Origin of the sequence: Sphingomonas sp. MA1305, assembly GCF_016107325.1 — a bacterium.
GTDB lineage: Bacteria > Pseudomonadota > Alphaproteobacteria > Sphingomonadales > Sphingomonadaceae > Sphingomonas.
In genome coordinates this window covers 573,734-592,615 of the sequence record NZ_RCVT01000001.1, presented here as the reverse complement: position 1 = coordinate 592,615, position 18,882 = coordinate 573,734, and the positions used below count along the sequence as shown (strand labels likewise).

At 66.4% G+C, this 18,882-nt stretch carries 18 protein-coding genes and 1 tRNA gene; 12 read left to right on the top strand and 7 right to left on the bottom strand.

What is annotated here, in order from left to right:
- Positions 1 to 81: 81 nt before the first annotated feature.
- From fusA to rpsL, 3 genes are all read right to left on the bottom strand, one after another.
- Positions 82 to 2,175, bottom strand: coding sequence for an elongation factor G (gene fusA / locus D9601_RS02950; protein ID WP_198352431.1), 2,094 nt, complete (start codon positions 2,173 to 2,175; stop codon positions 82 to 84).
- A gap of 103 nt (positions 2,176 to 2,278) precedes the next feature.
- Positions 2,279 to 2,749, bottom strand: a complete 471-nt coding sequence (gene rpsG / locus D9601_RS02945; RefSeq protein ID WP_198352430.1) for a 30S ribosomal protein S7 — start codon at positions 2,747 to 2,749, stop codon at positions 2,279 to 2,281.
- A 160-nt stretch (positions 2,750 to 2,909) separates the two neighbouring features.
- Complete coding sequence (rpsL, locus tag D9601_RS02940) at positions 2,910 to 3,281, bottom strand: 30S ribosomal protein S12 (protein WP_029936467.1); 372 nt, start codon at positions 3,279 to 3,281, stop codon at positions 2,910 to 2,912.
- Between the two features lie 238 nt (positions 3,282 to 3,519).
- Between rpsL and D9601_RS02935 the strand changes: the two genes are divergently transcribed.
- The 4 genes from D9601_RS02935 (at position 3,520) to D9601_RS02920 (ending at position 4,629) form a co-directional block, all read left to right on the top strand.
- Positions 3,520 to 3,840 (top strand): hypothetical protein, encoded by a 321-nt coding sequence (locus D9601_RS02935; protein ID WP_198352429.1) that lies wholly within the window; start codon positions 3,520 to 3,522, stop codon positions 3,838 to 3,840.
- Complete coding sequence (locus D9601_RS02930) at positions 3,813 to 4,205, top strand: bactofilin family protein (protein WP_198352428.1); 393 nt, start codon at positions 3,813 to 3,815, stop codon at positions 4,203 to 4,205. The genes D9601_RS02935 and D9601_RS02930 overlap by 28 nt, the downstream gene beginning before the upstream one ends.
- A gap of 57 nt (positions 4,206 to 4,262) precedes the next feature.
- Positions 4,263 to 4,338 (top strand) — tRNA-Trp (locus D9601_RS02925).
- Between the two features lie 147 nt (positions 4,339 to 4,485).
- The gene (locus D9601_RS02920; protein ID WP_198352427.1) at positions 4,486 to 4,629 is read left to right on the top strand and encodes a hypothetical protein; all 144 of its coding nucleotides are present in this window, start codon (positions 4,486 to 4,488) and stop codon (positions 4,627 to 4,629) included.
- A 71-nt stretch (positions 4,630 to 4,700) separates the two neighbouring features.
- On the opposite strand, the gene D9601_RS20110 is transcribed toward D9601_RS02920, so the two are convergent.
- Positions 4,701 to 4,943: a hypothetical protein gene (locus D9601_RS20110; protein ID WP_332837942.1), complete on the bottom strand. Its 243-nt coding sequence runs from the start codon at positions 4,941 to 4,943 to the stop codon at positions 4,701 to 4,703.
- Between D9601_RS20110 and secE the strand changes: the two genes are divergently transcribed.
- Together secE and nusG are read left to right on the top strand one after the other, a co-directional pair.
- Positions 4,867 to 5,028, top strand: a complete 162-nt coding sequence (secE, locus tag D9601_RS02915; RefSeq protein ID WP_332837940.1) for a preprotein translocase subunit SecE — start codon at positions 4,867 to 4,869, stop codon at positions 5,026 to 5,028. The two genes, D9601_RS20110 and secE, sit on opposite strands and share 77 nt — an antisense overlap.
- A 14-nt stretch (positions 5,029 to 5,042) precedes the next feature.
- The gene (gene nusG / locus D9601_RS02910) at positions 5,043 to 5,579 is read left to right on the top strand and encodes a transcription termination/antitermination protein NusG (protein WP_198352425.1); all 537 of its coding nucleotides are present in this window, start codon (positions 5,043 to 5,045) and stop codon (positions 5,577 to 5,579) included.
- A 258-nt stretch (positions 5,580 to 5,837) separates the two neighbouring features.
- Here the strand turns inward: nusG and D9601_RS02905 are convergent, their stop codons facing one another.
- On the bottom strand, positions 5,838 to 8,147 hold the full coding sequence (locus tag D9601_RS02905) for a S9 family peptidase (protein WP_198352424.1): 2,310 nt from the start codon (positions 8,145 to 8,147) through the stop codon (positions 5,838 to 5,840).
- Positions 8,148 to 8,309: 162 nt separating this feature from the next.
- On the opposite strand from D9601_RS02905, the gene otsB reads away from it, so the two are divergent.
- From otsB to D9601_RS02890, 3 genes are read left to right on the top strand one after another with little or no spacing between them, the layout of a single operon-like run.
- Positions 8,310 to 9,056 (top strand): trehalose-phosphatase, encoded by a 747-nt coding sequence (otsB, locus tag D9601_RS02900; protein ID WP_198352423.1) that lies wholly within the window; start codon positions 8,310 to 8,312, stop codon positions 9,054 to 9,056.
- A complete protein-coding gene (locus D9601_RS02895; RefSeq protein ID WP_198352422.1) occupies positions 9,053 to 10,834 on the top strand; it encodes a glycoside hydrolase family 15 protein in 1,782 nt (593 codons plus the stop codon). Before otsB ends, D9601_RS02895 begins: the two co-directional genes overlap by 4 nt.
- Positions 10,816 to 12,225, top strand: a complete 1,410-nt coding sequence (locus D9601_RS02890; protein WP_198352421.1) for an alpha,alpha-trehalose-phosphate synthase (UDP-forming) — start codon at positions 10,816 to 10,818, stop codon at positions 12,223 to 12,225. The genes D9601_RS02895 and D9601_RS02890 overlap by 19 nt, the downstream gene beginning before the upstream one ends.
- Here D9601_RS02890 and D9601_RS02885 read toward each other — a convergent pair.
- On the bottom strand, positions 12,176 to 13,267 hold the full coding sequence (locus D9601_RS02885) for a mechanosensitive ion channel family protein (RefSeq protein WP_198352420.1): 1,092 nt from the start codon (positions 13,265 to 13,267) through the stop codon (positions 12,176 to 12,178). The genes D9601_RS02890 and D9601_RS02885 overlap by 50 nt on opposite strands.
- A gap of 385 nt (positions 13,268 to 13,652) precedes the next feature.
- The gene (locus tag D9601_RS02880; protein WP_198352419.1) at positions 13,653 to 14,810 is read right to left on the bottom strand and encodes an alpha-hydroxy-acid oxidizing protein; all 1,158 of its coding nucleotides are present in this window, start codon (positions 14,808 to 14,810) and stop codon (positions 13,653 to 13,655) included.
- Between the two features lie 349 nt (positions 14,811 to 15,159).
- Here D9601_RS02880 and D9601_RS02875 point away from each other — a divergent pair, with 349 nt between their 5' ends.
- The 3 genes from D9601_RS02875 (at position 15,160) to D9601_RS02865 (ending at position 18,877) form a co-directional block, all read left to right on the top strand.
- Entirely contained in the window at positions 15,160 to 16,803 is a 1,644-nt protein-coding gene (locus D9601_RS02875; RefSeq protein ID WP_198352418.1) for an inorganic phosphate transporter, read from the top strand.
- Between the two features lie 120 nt (positions 16,804 to 16,923).
- Positions 16,924 to 17,844 (top strand): UDP-2,3-diacylglucosamine diphosphatase, encoded by a 921-nt coding sequence (locus D9601_RS02870; RefSeq protein WP_198353349.1) that lies wholly within the window; start codon positions 16,924 to 16,926, stop codon positions 17,842 to 17,844.
- A 7-nt stretch (positions 17,845 to 17,851) separates the two neighbouring features.
- Positions 17,852 to 18,877 carry a glycosyltransferase family 4 protein gene (locus tag D9601_RS02865; protein WP_198352417.1) on the top strand — a complete coding sequence of 342 codons (1,026 nt, stop codon included), beginning with the start codon at positions 17,852 to 17,854 and terminating at the stop codon, positions 18,875 to 18,877.
- Positions 18,878 to 18,882: the final 5 nt, after the last annotated feature.

Here is an 18,882-nt window from a genome sequence, read left to right as displayed (position 1 = left end):
ATAGCGGCTGTTTTCACCCTTTGCCAGCCCCTCCCGATCAGACCGCCCCGGAAGGCGGCCTGATGACGGGAGATACCCGGCTTACGCCAGCTTCGCCTTGACCTCGTCCGCGACGTTCTGCGGCACTTCGTCATAGTGCGAGAACTGCATCGAGTAGCTGGCGCGGCCCTGGGTGAAGGAGCGCAGCGAGTTGACGTAGCCGAACATGTTGGCGAGCGGCACCATCGCGGTCACCGCCTGCGCGTTGCCGCGCGTGTCGGTGCCCTGGATCTGGCCGCGGCGGCTGTTCATGTCGCCGATCACGTCGCCGAGGTAATCCTCCGGCGTCACGACCTCGACCTTCATCACCGGCTCGAGCAGCGTGATGCCGGCCTTCTGGGCCGCCTCACGCATCGCACCGCGCGCGGTGATTTCGAACGCCAGCGCCGACGAGTCGACGTCGTGATACGCGCCGTCGTACAGCGAGATCTCGAAGTCGATGATCGGGAAGCCGACCAGCGAGCCGGTCGCCGCCGTCTCGCGGAAACCCTTCTCGATCGCCGGGATGTACTCGCGGGGGATGTTGCCGCCCTTGATCTCATCCTTGAAGATGATGCCCGCGCCGCGCTCGCCCGGCGTCAGCTTCACCTTCACGCGACCGAACTGGCCGGTGCCGCCCGACTGCTTCTTGTGCGTGTAGTCGATATCGACGGCCTTCTTCAGGTATTCGCGATAGGCGACCTGCGGCGCACCGACGTTCGCCTCGACCTTGAACTCGCGACGCATGCGGTCGACGAGGATCTCGAGGTGGAGCTCGCCCATCCCCTTGATGATCGTCTGACCCGACTCGTGGTCGGTCGACACGCGGAACGAGGGATCCTCGGCGGCCAGGCGGTTGAGCGCGATGCCCATCTTTTCCTGGTCGGCCTTGGTCTTCGGCTCCACCGACAGCTCGATCACCGGCTCCGGGAATTCCATCCGCTCAAGGATGATCGGATGCGCCGGATCGCACAAAGTGTCGCCCGTGGTGGTTTCCTTGAGACCCGCGAGCGCGACGATGTCGCCGGCGCGCGCCTCTTCGATGTCCTCACGCGAGTTCGCGTGCATGAGGAGCATGCGGCCGATCTTTTCCTTCTTGTCCTTCACCGAGTTCAGGTAGCTGCCCTTGGTGAGCACGCCCGAATAGATGCGGGCGAAGGTGAGCGAACCGACGAACGGGTCGTTCATGATCTTGAACGCCAGCGCCGAGAAGGGCGCCGTGTCCGACGAGGGGCGCTCGTCCGGCGTCTCGCCGTCGAGCTTGACGCCCTTGATCGCCGGCACGTCGAGCGGGCTCGGCAGATAGTCGACGACGGCGTCGAGCAGCGGCTGCACGCCCTTGTTCTTGAACGCCGAACCGCAGACGACCGGCACGAACGCCATGTTCAGCGTGCCCTTGCGGAGCAGCGCCTTCAGCGTCTTGGCGTCGGGCTCGTTGCCCTCGAGATACGCCTCCATCGCCTCGTCGTCCTGCTCGACGGCGAGCTCGATCAGGTCGTTGCGATACTTCGCCGCCTTCTCGGCCATGTCGTCGGGGATCGGCTGATATTCGAACTTCGCGCCGAGCGACTCTTCGAGCCAGATGATCGCGCGGTTCTCAACCAGGTCGACGAGACCCTTGAAGCCGCCCTCAATGCCGATCGGCAGATACAGCACGGCCGGCTTCGCGCCCAGGCGGTCGATGATCGACTGCACGCAGAAGTAGAAGTCGGCGCCGGTGCGGTCGAGCTTGTTGACGAAGCACATGCGCGGCACGCCGTACTTGTCGGCCTGACGCCACACGGTCTCCGACTGCGGCTCGACGCCGGCGACGCCGTCGAAGCAGGCGACCGCGCCGTCCAGCACGCGCAGCGAGCGCTCGACTTCGATCGTGAAGTCGACGTGGCCCGGCGTGTCGATGATGTTGATCAGATGCTCGGGGCCCTTGCCCTCTTCGGCCTTCCACTTGCAGGTGGTGGCCGCCGAGGTGATCGTGATCCCGCGCTCCTGCTCCTGCTCCATCCAGTCCATCGTCGCAGTGCCTTCGTGCACTTCGCCGATCTTGTAGGACTTGCCGGTGTAATAGAGGATGCGCTCGGTCGTCGTGGTCTTGCCGGCGTCGATGTGCGCCATGATGCCGATATTGCGGTAGAGTTCGAGCGGATGGCTGCGGGCCATGATCGGGCTTCCTTAGCGATGTGGGGAGCTCAGCACTCGGCCGGCTCCCCACGATATAGGTCAGATTGAGGACGCTTCCAAGACAGGCCGCGTCCGCAATGGATTACCAGCGATAGTGCGAGAAAGCGCGGTTCGCTTCCGCCATGCGGTGGGTGTCTTCGCGCTTCTTCACCGCATTGCCGCGGTTGTTCGACGCATCGAGCAGCTCGCCCGACAGGCGCGCCGACATCGTGTTCTCGCTGCGGGCACGAGCCGCGGCGATCAGCCAGCGGATCGCCAGCGCCTGCGCACGCTCCGGACGTACTTCGACGGGGACCTGGTAGGTCGCACCGCCGACGCGGCGGCTGCGGACCTCGATGCCCGGCTTGATGTTGTTCAGCGCGTCGTGGAACACGCCGATCGGCTCGCGCTTCGCGCGGGTCTCGACGGTTTCGAGCGCACCATAGACGATCGATTCGGCGGTGGACTTCTTGCCGTCCAGCATCACCGAATTCATGAACTTGGAGAGAACCTCATCCCCGAACTTGGGATCAGGCAGGATGACCCGCTTTTCGGGACGACGACGACGCGCCATTTGGAATTCCTTCTAACCAGCTCCCCCATCCGTCATCCCGGCGAATGCCGGGACCCATGGACGCGATGGAGGTCGTTGTTGCACGCGACCCCGGTCGAGGTCGCTCCGAGCCGCACGAGATCCCGGCCTTCGCCGGGATGACGTGAGGCATCGCCTCACATCACTTCGGCCGCTTGGCGCCGTACTTCGAACGCGACTGGCGACGGTCCTTGACGCCCTGCGTATCGAGCACGCCGCGCAGCACGTGGTAGCGCACGCCCGGAAGGTCGCGCACACGGCCGCCGCGGATCAGCACCACCGAGTGCTCCTGCAGGTTGTGGCCTTCGCCCGGGATGTAGCTGATCACTTCGCGCTGGTTGGTCAGGCGGACCTTGGCCACCTTGCGCAGCGCCGAGTTCGGCTTCTTCGGGGTCGTCGTGTACACACGGGTGCAGACGCCGCGCTTCTGCGGGTTCTGCTCCATCGCAGGGACCTTGGACTTGGCCTTCTGCGGTTCGCGGCCCTTGCGGACCAGCTGGTTGATCGTCGGCATGAAGCCTTCACCTCTTGATAGGGTTACTTTGCTGGAGCCATCACAGCACTTCGGAATACAAAAAGGGGCGAAGGCCACGCGCTAGCGCTGCCCCGACCCACACATCTTGCATCCAGCAATGTTCAAGCTTGTCCGCCACTTTCGGGCAGCGGACGCGCGGCCCTATACGTCGCGGGCAGGCGATCGTCAACGGGCGGGCTTAACCGCGCCGCAACCGACGACCGCTATGGCCGGAACGATGCCGACGCCCATCCGCCTAATGCGCACCGCCGCTCCGCACCGCCGCCGCCAGACCGGCACGGCGCTGCTGGTCCTGCTGGTCGCCGTGACCGGCACCGACTGGGTCGCCGGCTGCGCGGCCGCGGTGCAGGCGATCGCGATGATCGCGGCGATCCGCTCGCGCCCGTACGGCCATCCACCCGTCGCGGCGAACGACAACCTGCGGCTGCCGCGCGGCCTGCAGCCGCCCTCCCCGCTCGCGGCGGCGATGGCGCGTTGCTATAATGATTGGGACGACGGGTGGAGGGACCAATGTTCGGCGGCAGCAAAGTTGAGGTAAGGCGCGAGCGCACCAGCGGACTTTCCGTGATCGGCGCCGACATGACGATTCGCGGCGACATCACCACCGAGGGCGATCTTCACGTCGACGGGCTGGTCGAGGGCGACATCAACTGCGGCTCGCTGATCCAGGGCGGGAGCGGCCGGATCGTCGGCACGCTGCGCGCTCGCGAAGCGCGGATCGCCGGCGCGATCGAGGGCACGATCCATGCCGAGCGGCTGACGATCGAAGGCGGCGCACGCATCACGGGCGACAGCCATTATCACATGCTGACGATCGCCACCGGCGCGCAGGTCGACGGGCGGATGACGCCGGAAGGCGCCGCGGCGGAGGCGCCGCTGCGGCTGGTCGACGCAACCGGCTGAGGCGGCAACGACACGCTTGCCCTCGCCGATCCGACCGGCTAGAGGCCCCGCCACCGCAGGAGTGTAGCTCAGTTGGTAGAGCATCGGTCTCCAAAACCGAGGGCCGTGGGTTCGAGTCCCTCCACTCCTGCCAACATCCTTCCCCCCGATGCTATGGATGGGCCGCATCGCCGCCCTTGATCCAGACGCACGACGACATCACCGAAAATGACTCAATTGTCATTTTGAGTGTGAATGGGGAGTGACGACGCCGTGCGGCGTCACTATCGCCGAGGCCGCTATGGATGAAAGCACGCGTTACCTGATCGTCTACGCCATCGTGGCGATATTGCTGGTGATCGGCGTACCGTCATCGGTCGTCATCCTCCGCCGCCGCCGGCGGGAGAAGCTGCGGCGACGGGGCATCAAGACCTACGGGCATTGATCCGCCGGCTCTGATCGACCGCGACGACGATCAGACGACCCACCGCTTCCCTCGCTCTTGCCTTCACGGCATCACGCCGCTATCTGCCTGATCCCATCCGACAGCGAGGACGGGCAAACGCCGGTTCCCTTCACGGGAAGCGGCGGAAAAGCCATGTGCTTCAGATCGGTATTTTCTGATTCCAGCGGGCTTCGAAAAACAGTGGCGAAGACGACCCCTATCGAATTCATCCGACAGGTGCAGGCCGAGACCAAGAAGGTCGTGTGGCCGACCCGGCGCGAAACGATCATGACGGGCGTCATGGTGGTCATCATGACGACCATCCTCGCGCTGTTCTTCCTGGGCGTCGATTCGGTGTTCAACGCCATCGTCCAGGCGCTGCTGAAGCTCGCGAAGTAAAAGGGCCTCATTCCATGGCGCGCTGGTACATCATTCACGCCTATTCCGGCTTCGAGGGCAAGGTCCGCGACGCCATCATGGCCGAGGCGACCCGCCTGGGCCTCGAGCAGCTGGTCGAGCAGATCGAGGTGCCGACCGAGACCGTCACCGAGGCGCGTCGTGGCAAGAAGATCGCCGTCGAGCGCAAGTTCATGCCGGGCTACGTGCTCGCCAAGCTCAGCATGAACGACGACGTCTATCACCTCGTCAAGAACACCCCCAAGGTAACCGGCTTCCTGGGCTCGCAGGGCAAGCCGCAGGCGATCAGCGAGGCGGAAGCCGCGCGGATGCTCAATTCCAAGGAGGAAGCCGCCGCCGCGCCGAAGACCAAGGTCAAGGTCGATTACGAGATCGGCGACGCGGTCAAGGTGCTGGAAGGTCCCTTCGCCAGCTTCAACGGCGTGGTCGAGGAACTCGATTTCGACAAGTCGAAGGTCAAGGTCAGCGTCTCGATCTTCGGCCGCGCGACCCCGGTCGAGCTCGACTTCGAGCAGGTCGAACGCTCGAAGTAAGCGGATCCTTCGCGGATACGAAACAGGCCGGCGGGGCGACCCGACCGGCCTTTTTCGTATCCGCTGTCCTACAAGGTTTCGGCGCAGTAGAAGGATCGGGGCATCGCGACCGGGCGACGCCCCGCTCTTTCTCATCGTGCCATCACATCGCCGCGGCAGGGACGGCAATGACGCGTTCAGGCGTCAATTCTGTCAAGACTCGCGATATCGCCCTTGTTTTGCAACGGGATCGCGCCGCCCAGGGGGGGCCCATCCTCCTCACCGCGCGCCCGCCGGCAGGTTGGTCTCCAGATAGCGCGTCAGCAGATTGTACAGATGCACGCTCGTCCCCGGCTTTTCGTAGATGCCGTGCGTGCGATCCGGATAGGCCATCATCGAAAACGGCTTGCCCGCGGCGATCAGGGCATCGGCCATCTGCTCCATGTTCTGATAGTGGACGTTGTCGTCGCCGGTGCCGTGGACCATCAGCAGATTGCCCTTGAGCCCCGACGCATAGGTGATGGGCGAGCCCTTGCGGAAGCCGTCCACATTGTCCTCCGGCAGCCCCATGTAGCGTTCCTGATAGATGGAATCGTACAGCTTCTGGTCGGCGACGCCCGCCACCGCGATGCCGGTGGAATAGAGGTCGGGGAAGCGGAACATCGAATGGAGCGTGGTCGAGCCGCCGCCGCTCCACCCCCAGATGCCGACCCGCGCCGGGTCGATATAGGGACGCGTCGCGAGCATCTTGCGCACGCCGGCCGCGATATCCTCCGGGCCGATGATGCCGATCCGCCGATAGATCGTCTTGCGCCATTCGCGCCCACGCGGGCTTGCGACGCCGCGCGGATCGATGCTGGCGACCAGATAGCCGTGTTCGGCCAGCATTCGATGCCAAAGCGCGCCGCGCCCGCCCCAGCGATCCGCCACCGTCTGGCCGGCGGGTTCGCCATAGACCTGGAACAGGATCGGATAGCGTTTGCTGGGATCGAAATTGGCGGGCTTGATCAACCAGGCGTCGAGCTGCGTTCCGCCACCGATATCGACGCGGAAGAATTCGGTAGGCGGCAACGGCCCGTGGCTGACGACGTCCTGGAACGCCTGGTTGCGCGCCAGCACCCGCAGCGACTTGCCGGTGGTCATGTCGAGCAGGTCGGTGACGGGCGCGCGGTCGAAGCTGGAATAGGTATGACGCGCCCAATGCGCGCCGGGCGCCAGATCGTAGCCGTGCGTCCCGGCCAGCCCCTCTGGCGTGACCCGCTCGACGCGCGGCGTGCCGGTCAGCGTCGCGCGATACAGATAGCGCTGCGTCGGATTGTCGGGCGAGGCGATGAAATAGGCATAGCCGCCCTTCTCGTCGACCTGCAGGAGGTCGATGACGTCGAACTTGCCCGGCGTGCGCAGGTCCGATTTCTTGCCGTCGCGCGAGACGAGATAGAGATGGCGCCAGCCGTCACGCTCGCTCATCCAGGTGAAGCCGCGGTCGTTGGCCAGCCACTGGACCTGGTCGTTCGCCTCGACCCAGGCCTTGTCGCGCTCGACGAACAGGGGGGCCACGGCGCCGGTGGCGGGATCGCCGCTCAGCACCTGATAGGTGTTCTGCAACCGGTTGGCATATTGGATGAGCACGCGGCCCGACTTGCCCGCCCAGCCCATTTGCGGCACGTAATTCTGGCGCGGATCGCCCTGCAGCCTGAACCAGCGTGTCTCGCCGCTACCGACGTCGACGGTGCCGACCTGCACCGCCGAATTGGTCGTCCCCGCCTTGGGATATTGCAGCGGGATCACCTTGGAATATTGGCCGTCGGTGTTCTTGATCATGTAGAAGGTGCCGACCCCCGACGTATCGAACCGCCAGAAGGCGATGCGTCGTGAATCCGGGCTCCAGCTCCACGCCTTGCGCAGGCCGAATTCCTCTTCGTACACCCAATCACCCAGGCCGTTGACGATCAGGTCGCTGCCGTCGCGGGTGAGCTGCTGCGGCGCGCCGCCGGCGACCGGCTCGACGTAGAGGTTGTTGGCGCGGACATAGGCGATGCGGGTGCCGTCCGGCGAGAATTCGGCATACATGGTCGTCGACGGCGCGACGCCGCTGCCGCCGACCCGGCGCAGCGCCTTGCTGTCGAGGTCGAGCAGCCAATAGTCGCCGAGTGCGCGCGTCCGCCGGAATGGCTGGCCGTTGGTGAAGATCAGCACCTTGCGCCGATCGGGCGAGAAGGCATAGCCCTCCACCCCGATCGGCGTGCCTCCCTTGGGCACGAGCAGCGCCGCCGGCATCAGCACGGTGCGCGCGCCGCCGGCGATCTCGTAGCGGACGATGTCGCTGCCGCCGCCGGCGCCCTTGGCGGGCTCGATCGCGATATAGCCGCGGCCGTCCTCGGTCCATTCGCCGCCGTCGAAACTGTCGCCGCGGATCGCGTCCTGGCCGAAGATGCGTTCGACGGTCAGCGGCCGATACCCCTGCGACGCCGCCGCAACCGGCGCACGCCCGCGCTGGACCGGCGCCTCCGGCACCGGCGTGACCTGCGACCAGACCAGTGCCGGCGTCGCGGTCGCGGCCAGGGCGGTCAGCAAAGTTATTGAACGCATCAGGCATCCCCCCTCGATCATCAGTTCGCCGCTGTGTTAGCGGGGCAAGCCGCAACCGTATACCGCTTCGTGCCGACAACCCCATGCATCGCGTGTCGCGGGAACCAGCGCCGCCCGATGGGGGATTGACGCGGAGCCACCCTATCGGAGACGCAGCGCCTCGTGACCGATCTACCCCCTCCCCCGCTCGACCTGTTGCGTGACGCCGCGCTGTTCCTCGACTTCGACGGCACCCTCGTCGAACTGCAGGAACGCCCCGACGCCGTGTGCGTGGATGATCGGCTCAAAGCCTTGGTCGAGCGACTGTCACGCGCGCTCGCCGGCCGTGTCGCCATTATCAGCGGGCGGCCCGTCGCCGGCATCCGCACCTTGTTCGGCGATCCCGGTTTCGCCGTCTCCGGCAGCCATGGCCTCGAACTGGCCTGGCCCGACGGCAAAGAATCGATGGCGGAACGACCCGCCGCTCTCGACCGTATTGTCGCCGAGATGACATCCTTCGCCTCTACACGCCCCGGCGTGCTCGTCGAACAAAAGCCGCTCGGTGCGGCGCTCCACTACCGATCCGCTCCGGACGCCGCCGCCGACAGCGGCGCATTGGCGCGCGACCTCGCCGCGGAAGCAGGTCTGCACCTGCAGACCGGCAAGATGATGATCGAAGTGCGCGTTCCGGGCGCCGACAAGGGCAGCGCGCTGGTCAAGCTGATGGACTCCGCGCCGATGGCGGGTTTCCGGCCGGTTTTCCTTGGCGACGATGATACCGACGAACCGGCGATGGTGGCCGCCGCCAACATGGGCGGTGCCGGCATTCTGATCGGCGCCGCCCGCGCCAGTGCCGCGGCCTATCGGCTCGACGGCGTCGCCGCGGCGCTCGACTGGTTGGAGGCCGCCGCCGCGCGGGCGCAGGCATGAGCAGCGTCGACCTCTGGCCGATCGGCAATTGCCAGGTCAGCGCCCTGATCGATCGTGCCGGCCGCGTCGTCTGGGCCTGCGTGCCGCGGGTCGATGGCGATCCGCTGTTTTCTGCATTGGTTGGCGGCAAGGAGCCGGAGGGCGGCTATTGGTCGATCGACCTCGAGGATTCGGCCAGCGTCGAGCAATATTACGTCCGCAACACGCCGATCCTGGTCAGCCTGCACACCGACACGGCCGGCAACGCGATCGAGGTGATCGACTTCTGCCCGCGCTTCTCGCGTCACGGTCGCACCTATCGCCCGGTTGCTTTTGCCCGCATCGTACGGCCGGTCGCGGGATCGCCGCGAATCCGGGTCAAGATGCGCACCACCTGCGGCTGGGGCGGCACTTGCCGCGAACAGGTCGGCGGGTCGAACCATCTGCGCGTCCTGCTCGACTCGATGGCGATGCGGCTGACCACCACCGCGCCGATCGGCATGGTCGAGGAAGAGCGGCCGTTCCGGATCGAGCGCCCGTTGCACTTCTTCCTCGGGCCTGACGAGGGCTTTGCCGGCGACCTCGCCGAAACGGTCGAGGCGATGCTCGCCCAGACCACCGCGGAATGGCAGGAATGGGTCCGCGGCCTCGCCGTGCCGCTGGAATGGCAGGACGTGGTGATCCGTTCGGCGATCACGCTGAAGCTGTGCCAGCACGAGGAGACGGGCGCGATTGTCGCGGCACTGACCACCTCGATACCCGAACACGCCGGGTCCGAGCGTAACTGGGATTACCGTTACTGCTGGGTACGCGACGCCTATTACACGGTGCAGGCGCTCAACCGGCTCGGCGCGCTCGACGTACTGGAGGGCTATCTCGGCTATCTGCGCAACATCGTCGACAGCGCGCGGGGTGGCCATATTCAGCCGCTCTATGGCGTGCTCGGCGAGGCGACGCTGGAGGAACGGTTCGCCCCCGCCCTGCCCGGCTATCGTGGCATGGGGCCGGTCCGCGTCGGCAACCAGGCCTATGAACAGGTCCAGCACGACGCCTATGGCCAGATCGTCTTGTGCAGCGTCCACGCCTTCTTCGACCAGCGGCTGTTCCGCCAATCCGGCCGCGAGGATTTCGAGAGCCTGGAGCGGGTCGGCGAGCGCGCGTGGAAATTCCACGACCAGCCCGACGCCGGCCTGTGGGAGCTGCGCACGCGGCAGAGCGTCCACACCTATTCGAGCGCGATGTGCTGGGCGGCCTGCGATCGGCTGGCCAATGCCGCGCAGGCCCTGGGGTTCGAGGATCGCCGCGCCTTCTGGCAGGATCGCGCCGACACGATCCGTCGCGAGATCGAGACGCGCGCCTGGCGGCCGGAGACCAACCGGATGTCCGCGACCTTCTCCGGCGACGACCTCGATGCCAGCCTGATCCAGCTGCTCGACCTCAGGTTCTTCCAACCCAACGATCCGCGCTTCATCGGCACGCTGGAGGCTGTCGAGAAGGGCCTGCGCCGCGGCAGCCACATGCTGCGCTACGACACGGAGGATGATTTCGGCCTGCCGGAGACGGCGTTCAACGTCTGCACCTTTTGGCTGATCGAGGCGCTGCACTTCACCGGCCGGTCGGAGGATGCGCGCGCGTTGTTCGACGAGATGCTGGCACGCCGCACCGCAGCGGGCTTGCTGTCCGAGGACATTGATCCAAGTAGCGGCGAATTGTGGGGAAATTACCCACAGACCTATTCGCTCGTCGGCATGATCAACTGCGCCGCCCTGTTGTCGAAACCATGGAGTTCGATCCGCTGAACCGTCTCGTCATCATTTCGAATCGTGTATCCGCACCTACTGGCTCACATTCCGGGTCGCAGGGCGGCCTCGCCGTCGCGCTCGCCTCTGCCTTGCGCGAATATAAGGGGATCTGGTTCGGCTGGTCGGGCGAGCAGACCGAGGAATATTCCGGCCAGATCACCTTCGCCCGCAACGAGGGGGTGACCACCGCCACGGTCGACCTGGAAGAACAGGACGTCGAGGAATATTACAACGGCTACGCCAATCGCACGCTGTGGCCGCTGTTCCATTATCGGGTCGACCTGGCGGAATATGAGCGCGAGTTCGCCGGCGGATACCAGCGGGTCAACGTCCGCTTCGCCGAGACTGTCCGCCCCTTGATCGAGGAAGGCGACGCGGTCTGGATCCAGGACTATCACATGTTCCCGCTCGGCGAGGAACTGCGCAAGCTAGGCCTCAAGAACCGCATCGGCTTCTTCCTGCACATTCCCTGGCCGCCGCGCCGTCTGCTGTCGATCCTGCCCGAGGCGGAGGCGCTGGTGCGCACCATGTTCGCCTATGACGTGATCGGCTTCCACACCGAAGAATGGCTGAGCTCGTTCGTCGACTATGCCTGCCACGAGCTTGGCGCAGTGCTCGACGGCGACACGCTGCGGCTCGGCGAGCGGCATGTGAAGGTGATGGCGGTACCCATCGGCATCGACGCCGAGGAATTCGCCGGCCTCGCCACCAGCACGCGCGGCCGCCTCGCCTTCCGGCAGATGCGCGACAGCGCGGTCGGGCGCGACATGATCGTCGGCGTCGACCGGCTCGACTATTCCAAGGGGCTGGAAGAGCGGTTCCTCGGCTACGAACGCTTCCTCACCGAACATCCCGAAGAACGGAAGGAGGTCTTCCTTCTCCAGATCGCGCCGCCCAGCCGCGCGACGGTCGGCAGCTACCAGCGCATCCGTACCAGCCTGGAAGGCATCGCGGGGCGGATCAACGGCGCCTATTCCGACATCGACTGGACGCCGATCCGCTACGTCAACCAGGGCTATCCGCGCGACGTCCTGGCCGGCATCTACCGCGCCGCCAAGATCGGGCTGGTCACGCCGTTGCGCGACGGCATGAACCTCGTCGCGAAGGAATATGTCGCCGCGCAGAACCCGGAGGATCCGGGTGTGCTGATCCTGTCGCGCTTCGCCGGGGCGGCGTGCCAGCTGACCGACGCGGTGCTGATCAACCCCTATTCGGCCGAGGAGATGGCCGATGCGATCATGCTGGCGCTGCGCATGTCGCGCGAGGAACGGATCGAGCGCTGGCAGAAGATGATGGCGGTGATCAACCGCGAGGATATCGGCTGGTGGCGCCGTACCTTCACCGAGGCGCTGATGCAGGTGCCGTTGCCGGAGACGGAGCCGGCATAAGCCGCGTCTTCGACAGCGCCTCCGGCATGTCGGTGCGGATAAAGGCATAAAGCGCCTCGCGCACCTCGCAACGCAGGTCGAAGGCCGTCGAGGCATCCTTGGCGGTCATCAACCCACGCAACTCCATCGTTCCGTCGGGTTTCGAGTCGGTGACCTGCAGGTTGTAGAAGCGGCCATCCCAGCGCGGCGATGCGCGCACCACCTCCTCCAGCTTCTCCCGGAGTCGCGGCACGTCGGCGGCGGGATCGACGTACCAGAAGACCGAGCCGAGCAACGCGCTGGTTTCCCGTGTCCAGTTCTGGAAGCTGTTCTCGAGGAACTTCGACACCGGCACGACGAGGCGGCGGTCGTCCCAGATGCGCACCACGACATAGGTCAGGCGGATGTCCTCGATCCGCCCCCATTCATTGTCGATGATGACGACGTCGTCGATGCGGATCGGTTCGGTAAAGGCCATTTGGATACCGGCGATGACGTTCTTCAGTGCGGGTTGCGCGGCGGCGCCAATCGCGAGACCGGCGACACCGGCGGAGGCGGCGAGCGTGACGCCGATCGTGCGCACCGACGGAATGCTCATCAGCATCATCATCGCGGTCAGCATGACCAGCACGAACACGCCGATACGGTGCAGGATCGAAATCCGCGTCCGCCGCCGCCGCGCGCGCAGATTGTCGGGGCCGCTGATGTCGAAGCGCACCTCGCTGATGTCGCGATAGGCGGTCAGCGCCGCGAGCAGCATCCAGCCAAACAGGCCCGGCGCGGCGATGCCGAGCAGGCGCTGCCAGACCGTCTCCCAGAAACGCGGCAAGTCGAGCGTCGGGGTCGCCGCAGCCATCGCAAGCCCGACCAGCAGCCAGAAGCTCGGCCGCCGCAGCCGGAGGACGAGAATGTCATCGGCCTTGGTCGCCGTCCGCGCCGCGATCCGTTTCAGGATGGCGAACAGCAGGCGGTGCAGCAGCACCACCAGCACGACGAGGCCGACGAGGCCGAGCAGCCGGGTGGCCCAGCCGGGCAGGTCGAGATTGGCATAGGGGATGCGCATCGCGCGCTAACACGCTTCAGGCGGCGAAAGGGTCCGGCCGCCGGCAGTTGGCGCGAGTGTCTTGACAGTTTTGACGCCTGAACGTTGCGTTTTTGGCCCCTGCGGCTTTTCGATCGTTGCGATGAGAAAGAGCGTCGGAAGACGTGGCGCGTCCGTGATCCCGGCCCGAGGCCGCGATCGATGCAGTTATAGGAGGGAGCATGGTTTGTAGGACAGCGATTTCTACGCTGACGCCCGGGCCTTTCCCCTCCCCGGCGAAGGCCGTGATCGCGGAGAGGAGCAGCGGTAACGAGCTGTCTCGGCGCGTCTCCGGCTGTCCCGACTAGGTCCCGGCCTTCGCCGGGGCGCGGAGTGAAAAGCCGGTACAGCGGCCGCCCGGCGTTCCCTACACTCGCTGTGCGCCCGCCTCGCGCACCGCGGCCAGCGTCGGGTAGCCGTTGACCGCCATCAGCAGATCGGCCTCCGCAAGCAGGCAGCGCAGGACGTGGGCAGCCCCTTCCGCGCCGCCCAGCGCCAGGCCGTAGCTATAGGGTCGACCGATGCCGACCATATGCGCACCGAGTGCGATGGCCTTGATGACGTCGGTGCCCGAACGCACGCCCGAGTCGAACAGGACCGGTAGGTCGCCAGCTGCCGCGACGACATCCGGCAGCAGGTCGATCGCCGCGATCCCGCCATTCGCCTGGCGGCCGCCGTGGTTTGAGCAGTAGATCGCGTCGATCCCGACATCGGCGGCGCGGCGCGCGTCGTCGGGGTGACAGATGCCCTTGAGCACGATCGGCAGGCTGGTCAGCGACCGCAACCAGCCGAGATCGTCCCAGGTCAGTACCTTACCGAAGAGGCGTGTCCACAGCCCGACGGCCTCCGAAGGCGCGTGCGCGGGCGGCTTGCCGAGTAAGCGCTGGAAGACGGGATCGCTGAAATAATTGGTCAGCACGTGGCCGCGAAGCTGAGGAAAATTGGCGACGTTGAGGTCGCGTGGTCGCCAGCCGGTGACCCAGGTGTCGAGCGTCACGACGATCGCCTTGTAACCCGCTCCTTCCGCGCGCGAGACGAGGCTGGCGGCGAGTTCCGGATCGCGCGGCGTATAAAGCTGAAAGAAGCCGGGCGTCTGGCCCATCGCACCCGCCACCGCTTCCAGCGGATCGTTCGACAGGGTCGAGGCGCAGAGCGGCACGCCAGTGGCGGCCGCCGCGCGCGCGGCGGCGAGATCGCCGTGCCCGTCCTGCGTACACATACCGGTGACGCCGATCGGCGCCATGAACAAAGGGCTGGGCAGCGTCAGGCCGAACAGCTCGACCGACAGGTCGCGCGTGCTGCAATCGACCAGCATCCGCGGCACCATGCCCCAATGCGCGAAGGCCTCTGCGTTGCGCCTCTGGGTGGTCTCGTCGCCGCAGCCGCCCTGCACATAGCCGAGCACGCTGGGCTCCATCGCCGCGGCGGCGCGCGCCTCCAGCGTCGCGAAGTCGACGGGCCAGCGCGGCTGGATGCCTTGTAGGCCCGCGCCGTAGATCAAATTCTGGTAATCGCCATAGGCCATGGGCGCCTCTCCTTGGATCGTTTTCGGTGAGGGTAAGCCGGCTGGGGGTGCGGTTGAAGCGGTATATGTAGGGGTTTGTCGCGCGCCCTCCGGCGCGCCTGCTGCGTCATCCCCGCGCAGGCGGGGATCCAGAGACGCCGACGGTGCGGCTCCATCGTTGGCGCCTGCGCATCTGGATTCCCGCCTGCGCCGGGATGACCGTAAATTTGGGGGCGCTTTCGCTTCTGCCGCTTCGACCGGGAGCATCGCCGCTGCAACCTGGATCAATGGCGTGCGTTGGGCGCGACGATGGGATAGGCCGTCACAGGTCTGTCACGAACTCGTCACATCGAGGGTGCACCGGCACGCCATGGCTACCGTCGCTTCCGCCCCGCACGAAGGATCCTCATCCTCACGCGGTCCGCATCTCGATGCGCAGTTGCATCCCGCCGGACGCTGGATCTTCCTTGCGGTGCTGGTCGGCGCGCTCGGTTATGCCGGTTTCAGCGTCATCAGCGACACCGCGCAGGTCGGCGAGCAACTGGCGACGGGCGTCTTCCTGTTCCTGGGCCTGGCGCTGCTGATTGCTTTGGGCTTCGAATTCGTCAACGGCTTCCACGACACCGCCAATGCTGTGGCGACGGTGATCTATACGCATTCCCTGCCCGCGCCGATCGCGGTGGTGTGGTCAGGATTCTTCAACTTCCTGGGTGTCGTCACCTCGTCGGGGGCGGTCGCCTATTCGATCGTCACGCTGCTGCCGGTCGATCTGATCCTGCACGTCGGATCCGCCGGCGGCTTCGCGATGATCTTTGCATTGCTGCTCGCTGCGGTGATCTGGAACCTCGCGACCTGGGCGGTCGGCCTGCCCAATTCGTCGAGCCACGCACTGATCGGATCGATCCTGGGTGTCGGCCTCGCCAACCAGCTGCTGTCGCAGGGGATCGGCGGCACGTCGGGGGTCGATTGGCACCAGGCGGAAAAGGTGCTGATCACGCTGCTGGTCAGCCCGCTGGTCGGCTTCGCCGGCGCACTGGTGCTGATCCTGGTGATGAAGCGCTTCTTCCGCGACCCCAAGCTGTATCGCGAGCCGCCCGCCGACGCGCCGCCGCCCAAAGGCATCCGTGCCCTGCTCGTTTTCACCTGCACCGCGGTCAGCTTCGCGCACGGCAGCAACGACGGACAGAAGGGCATGGGCCTGATCATGCTGATCCTGATCGGCTGCGCCCCCACCGCCTATGCGCTCAACCGCACCGTACCGTCGAGCGCCACTCCCGCTTATGTCGCGCAGGCGCGCGCGGCGGAGGCGACGTTCGCCGCACACGGCGATGCCCGGCCCGCGTCGATCGACGCGGCGCGCGCGACGATCACCAAGGGCTTGTCGACCCGTCACGTCGACAATCCCGACATCTACGGCGCCCTCGCCGCACTCTCCGCCGACGTGGGCAAGCGGATCGGCAATTACGGCGCGCTGAGCAACGTGCCGGCGGCGGCGACGCCGAACCTGCGCGCCGACATGTATCTGGTGCTCGACGCCAGCAAGCAGATCGTCGCCGACGAGGGCGCCAAGGCGCGCTTCTCGGCACGCGAACTCGAACAGATCAAGGGCTATGGCGGCAGCCTGGAACAGGGCACACGCTACATCCCCCTGTGGGTCAAGGTGACGGTCGCGATCGCGCTCGGGCTTGGCACGATGGTTGGATGGAAGCGGATCGTCGTCACCGTCGGCGAACGTATCGGCAAGAGCCACCTTACCTATGGCATGGGCGCGTCGGCGGAATTGATGGCGGCGAGCACGATCCTGCTCGCCGACGGGCTCGGCATGCCAGTGTCGACGACGCATGTGCTGTCGTCCGGCGTCGCGGGTGCGTCGGTCGGCAATGGCGCCGGACTGCAGTGGCGCACCGTGCGCAACATGGCGATGGCATGGTTCCTGACCTTGCCCGTTGCGATGCTGCTGGCGGGCCTGCTCTACTGGGCGCTGCTGACCGGGATCCGCCTCTACGCCGGATAGGGCGGACGGCCCGGCCGCAACAAAGCCGTAACCGGAACGAGACGGCAGCGTCATACTGGACGTGCATGGGAATTGGGCGGGGGAAGAGAGCCCCCGAGGGGTTCCGCCATGACCGACGCCATGTTCGACGATCGTCTCGCCACCGCCTTCGATCAGGATCAGGATCAGCTTGGGGCCGCCATCCTGGCCTTCGCGGCCCAGGGCCGCCCAGCCGCGCCGGATCGCACCCCGGACAAGCCCGCGATCCAGCGCCGCCGCTACCGCACGATCTGGATCAGCGACGTCCATCTCGGCACCCGCGGCTGCAATGCGGACATGCTGATCGACTTTCTCGATCATGTCGACAGCGACATCCTCTATCTGGTCGGTGACATCGTCGACGGCTGGCAGCTGAAGAAGCGCTTCTACTGGCCGGCGGCCCACAATGACGTGGTCGGGCGGCTGCTCAAGCGGGCCAAGCGCGGCACGCAGGTCACCTACATCCCCGGCAATCACGACGAGATGTTCCGCCAGTTCGCCGGCATGAACTTCGGCGGCGTCGCGATCCGCCGCAAGGCGATCCACCGCACCGCGGACGGCCGCCGCCTGCTGGTGCTCCATGGTGACGAGTTCGATGCGATCACGCTCGGCCATCGCTGGATCGCGCTGCTCGGCGACAGCGCCTATACCGCGCTGATGACGCTGAACCGCTGGACCAACGTGGTGCGGCGCAAGCTCGGCCGCCCCTATTGGTCGCTGTCGAAACATGCCAAGGCGAAGGTCAAGAACGCCGTCGCCTTCATCTCCAAGTTCGAAGAGGTGGTCGCGCATGCCGCCGGCTCGCGGGGCGTCGACGGCGTGGTATGCGGGCATATCCATACCGCCGAGATCCGCCAGATCGGCGATGTCGCCTATTACAACGATGGCGACTGGGTTGAAGGCTGCACCGCACTCGTCGAGCATTTCGACGGTACGATGGAAGTGCTGCACTGGGCCGACGAGATCGAGGCACGTACCGCGGCAGATCGCGCCGCCGCCCGCAGCGTCACCCTCGCCGCCTGAACTCCCGATGCGCATCGCACTGATCACCGACGCCTGGCAGCCGCAGGTGAACGGCGTCGTCCGCACGCTGGGTGCGACGCGACGCGAACTCGAAGCGATGGGGCATGAGGTGATGGTCGTCTCGCCCGACCGGTTCGCCACCCTGCCCTGCCCGACCTATCCGGAAATACGGCTGGCGCTGACCGGACGCGGCGGCGTCGGGCGGCTGATCCGCGCCTTCGACCCCGACGCGATCCATATCTCGACGGAAGGGCCGCTGGGCCTGGCAGCGCGGCGCTGGTGCCTGGCGCGCGGATTGCGCTTCACCACCGCCTATCACACGCAATTCCCGGACTATCTGGCAGCCCGCACCGGCGTCAGTGCGGAATGGTTCTGGCGCTATATCCGCTGGTTTCATCGGCCGGCGGAGGCCATTCTGACATCGACGGCGTCGGTCGACGACGTGTTGCGCGACCATGGCCTGACCCATTTGCGGCGCTGGGGCCGCGGGGTCGACCTGACGCTGTTCACGCCGGACGGGCCGCGCGATCCGGTCATGGCGACCCTGCCGGGGCCGATCCAGCTCTACGTCGGCCGGGTCGCCGTAGAAAAGAACGTCGAGGCGTTCCTTGCCACGAACCAACCGGGCAGCAAGGTCGTGGTCGGCGACGGCCCGGCGCGCGATGCCCTGGCAGCGCGTTACCCGCAGGCGCATTTCCGCGGCGCCCTTTACGGCGAGGCGCTGGCGGCCGCCTATCGCAGCGCCGACGTCTTCGTCTTCCCCAGTCGCACCGACACCTTTGGACTGGTGATGATCGAGGCGCTCGCCTGCGGCACGCCCGTCGCGGCCTTGCCCGCACCGGGTCCGGTGGACGTGCTGTCGGCGGACGTGGGGGCGATCGATCCGTCGCTCGATCTGGGGATCGCGGCGGCGCTGGCGAAGGACCGCACCGTCTGTGCGGATTATGCCAAGGGGTTCAGCTGGACCGCCAGTGCCACGCAATTCCTGCACGCGCTGGCACCGATCCGCTTCGTCGCGCGCATGGCGGCCTGAAACGA

What these genes read in the sequence shown, in the direction of transcription:
- D9601_RS02885 (WP_198352420.1), bottom strand. Translation starts at nt 13,267, where the DNA reads ATGCGCATCCCCTATGCCAATCTCGACCTGCCCGGCTGGGCCACCCGG.
- D9601_RS02875 (WP_198352418.1), top strand. Translation starts at nt 15,160, where the DNA reads ATGGCTACCGTCGCTTCCGCCCCGCACGAAGGATCCTCATCCTCACGC.
- rpsL (WP_029936467.1), bottom strand. Translation starts at nt 3,281, where the DNA reads ATGCCGACGATCAACCAGCTGGTCCGCAAGGGCCGCGAACCGCAGAAG.
- D9601_RS02905 (WP_198352424.1), bottom strand. Translation starts at nt 8,147, where the DNA reads ATGCGTTCAATAACTTTGCTGACCGCCCTGGCCGCGACCGCGACGCCG.
- D9601_RS02935 (WP_198352429.1), top strand. Translation starts at nt 3,520, where the DNA reads ATGCCGACGCCCATCCGCCTAATGCGCACCGCCGCTCCGCACCGCCGC.
- D9601_RS20110 (WP_332837942.1), bottom strand. Translation starts at nt 4,943, where the DNA reads ATGATGACCACCATGACGCCCGTCATGATCGTTTCGCGCCGGGTCGGC.
- D9601_RS02920 (WP_198352427.1), top strand. Translation starts at nt 4,486, where the DNA reads ATGGATGAAAGCACGCGTTACCTGATCGTCTACGCCATCGTGGCGATA.
- D9601_RS02930 (WP_198352428.1), top strand. Translation starts at nt 3,813, where the DNA reads ATGTTCGGCGGCAGCAAAGTTGAGGTAAGGCGCGAGCGCACCAGCGGA.
- D9601_RS02870 (WP_198353349.1), top strand. Translation starts at nt 16,924, where the DNA reads ATGTTCGACGATCGTCTCGCCACCGCCTTCGATCAGGATCAGGATCAG.
- D9601_RS02865 (WP_198352417.1), top strand. Translation starts at nt 17,852, where the DNA reads ATGCGCATCGCACTGATCACCGACGCCTGGCAGCCGCAGGTGAACGGC.
- fusA (WP_198352431.1), bottom strand. Translation starts at nt 2,175, where the DNA reads ATGGCCCGCAGCCATCCGCTCGAACTCTACCGCAATATCGGCATCATG.
- D9601_RS02890 (WP_198352421.1), top strand. Translation starts at nt 10,816, where the DNA reads ATGGAGTTCGATCCGCTGAACCGTCTCGTCATCATTTCGAATCGTGTA.
- D9601_RS02895 (WP_198352422.1), top strand. Translation starts at nt 9,053, where the DNA reads ATGAGCAGCGTCGACCTCTGGCCGATCGGCAATTGCCAGGTCAGCGCC.
- nusG (WP_198352425.1), top strand. Translation starts at nt 5,043, where the DNA reads ATGGCGCGCTGGTACATCATTCACGCCTATTCCGGCTTCGAGGGCAAG.
- D9601_RS02880 (WP_198352419.1), bottom strand. Translation starts at nt 14,810, where the DNA reads ATGGCCTATGGCGATTACCAGAATTTGATCTACGGCGCGGGCCTACAA.
- rpsG (WP_198352430.1), bottom strand. Translation starts at nt 2,749, where the DNA reads ATGGCGCGTCGTCGTCGTCCCGAAAAGCGGGTCATCCTGCCTGATCCC.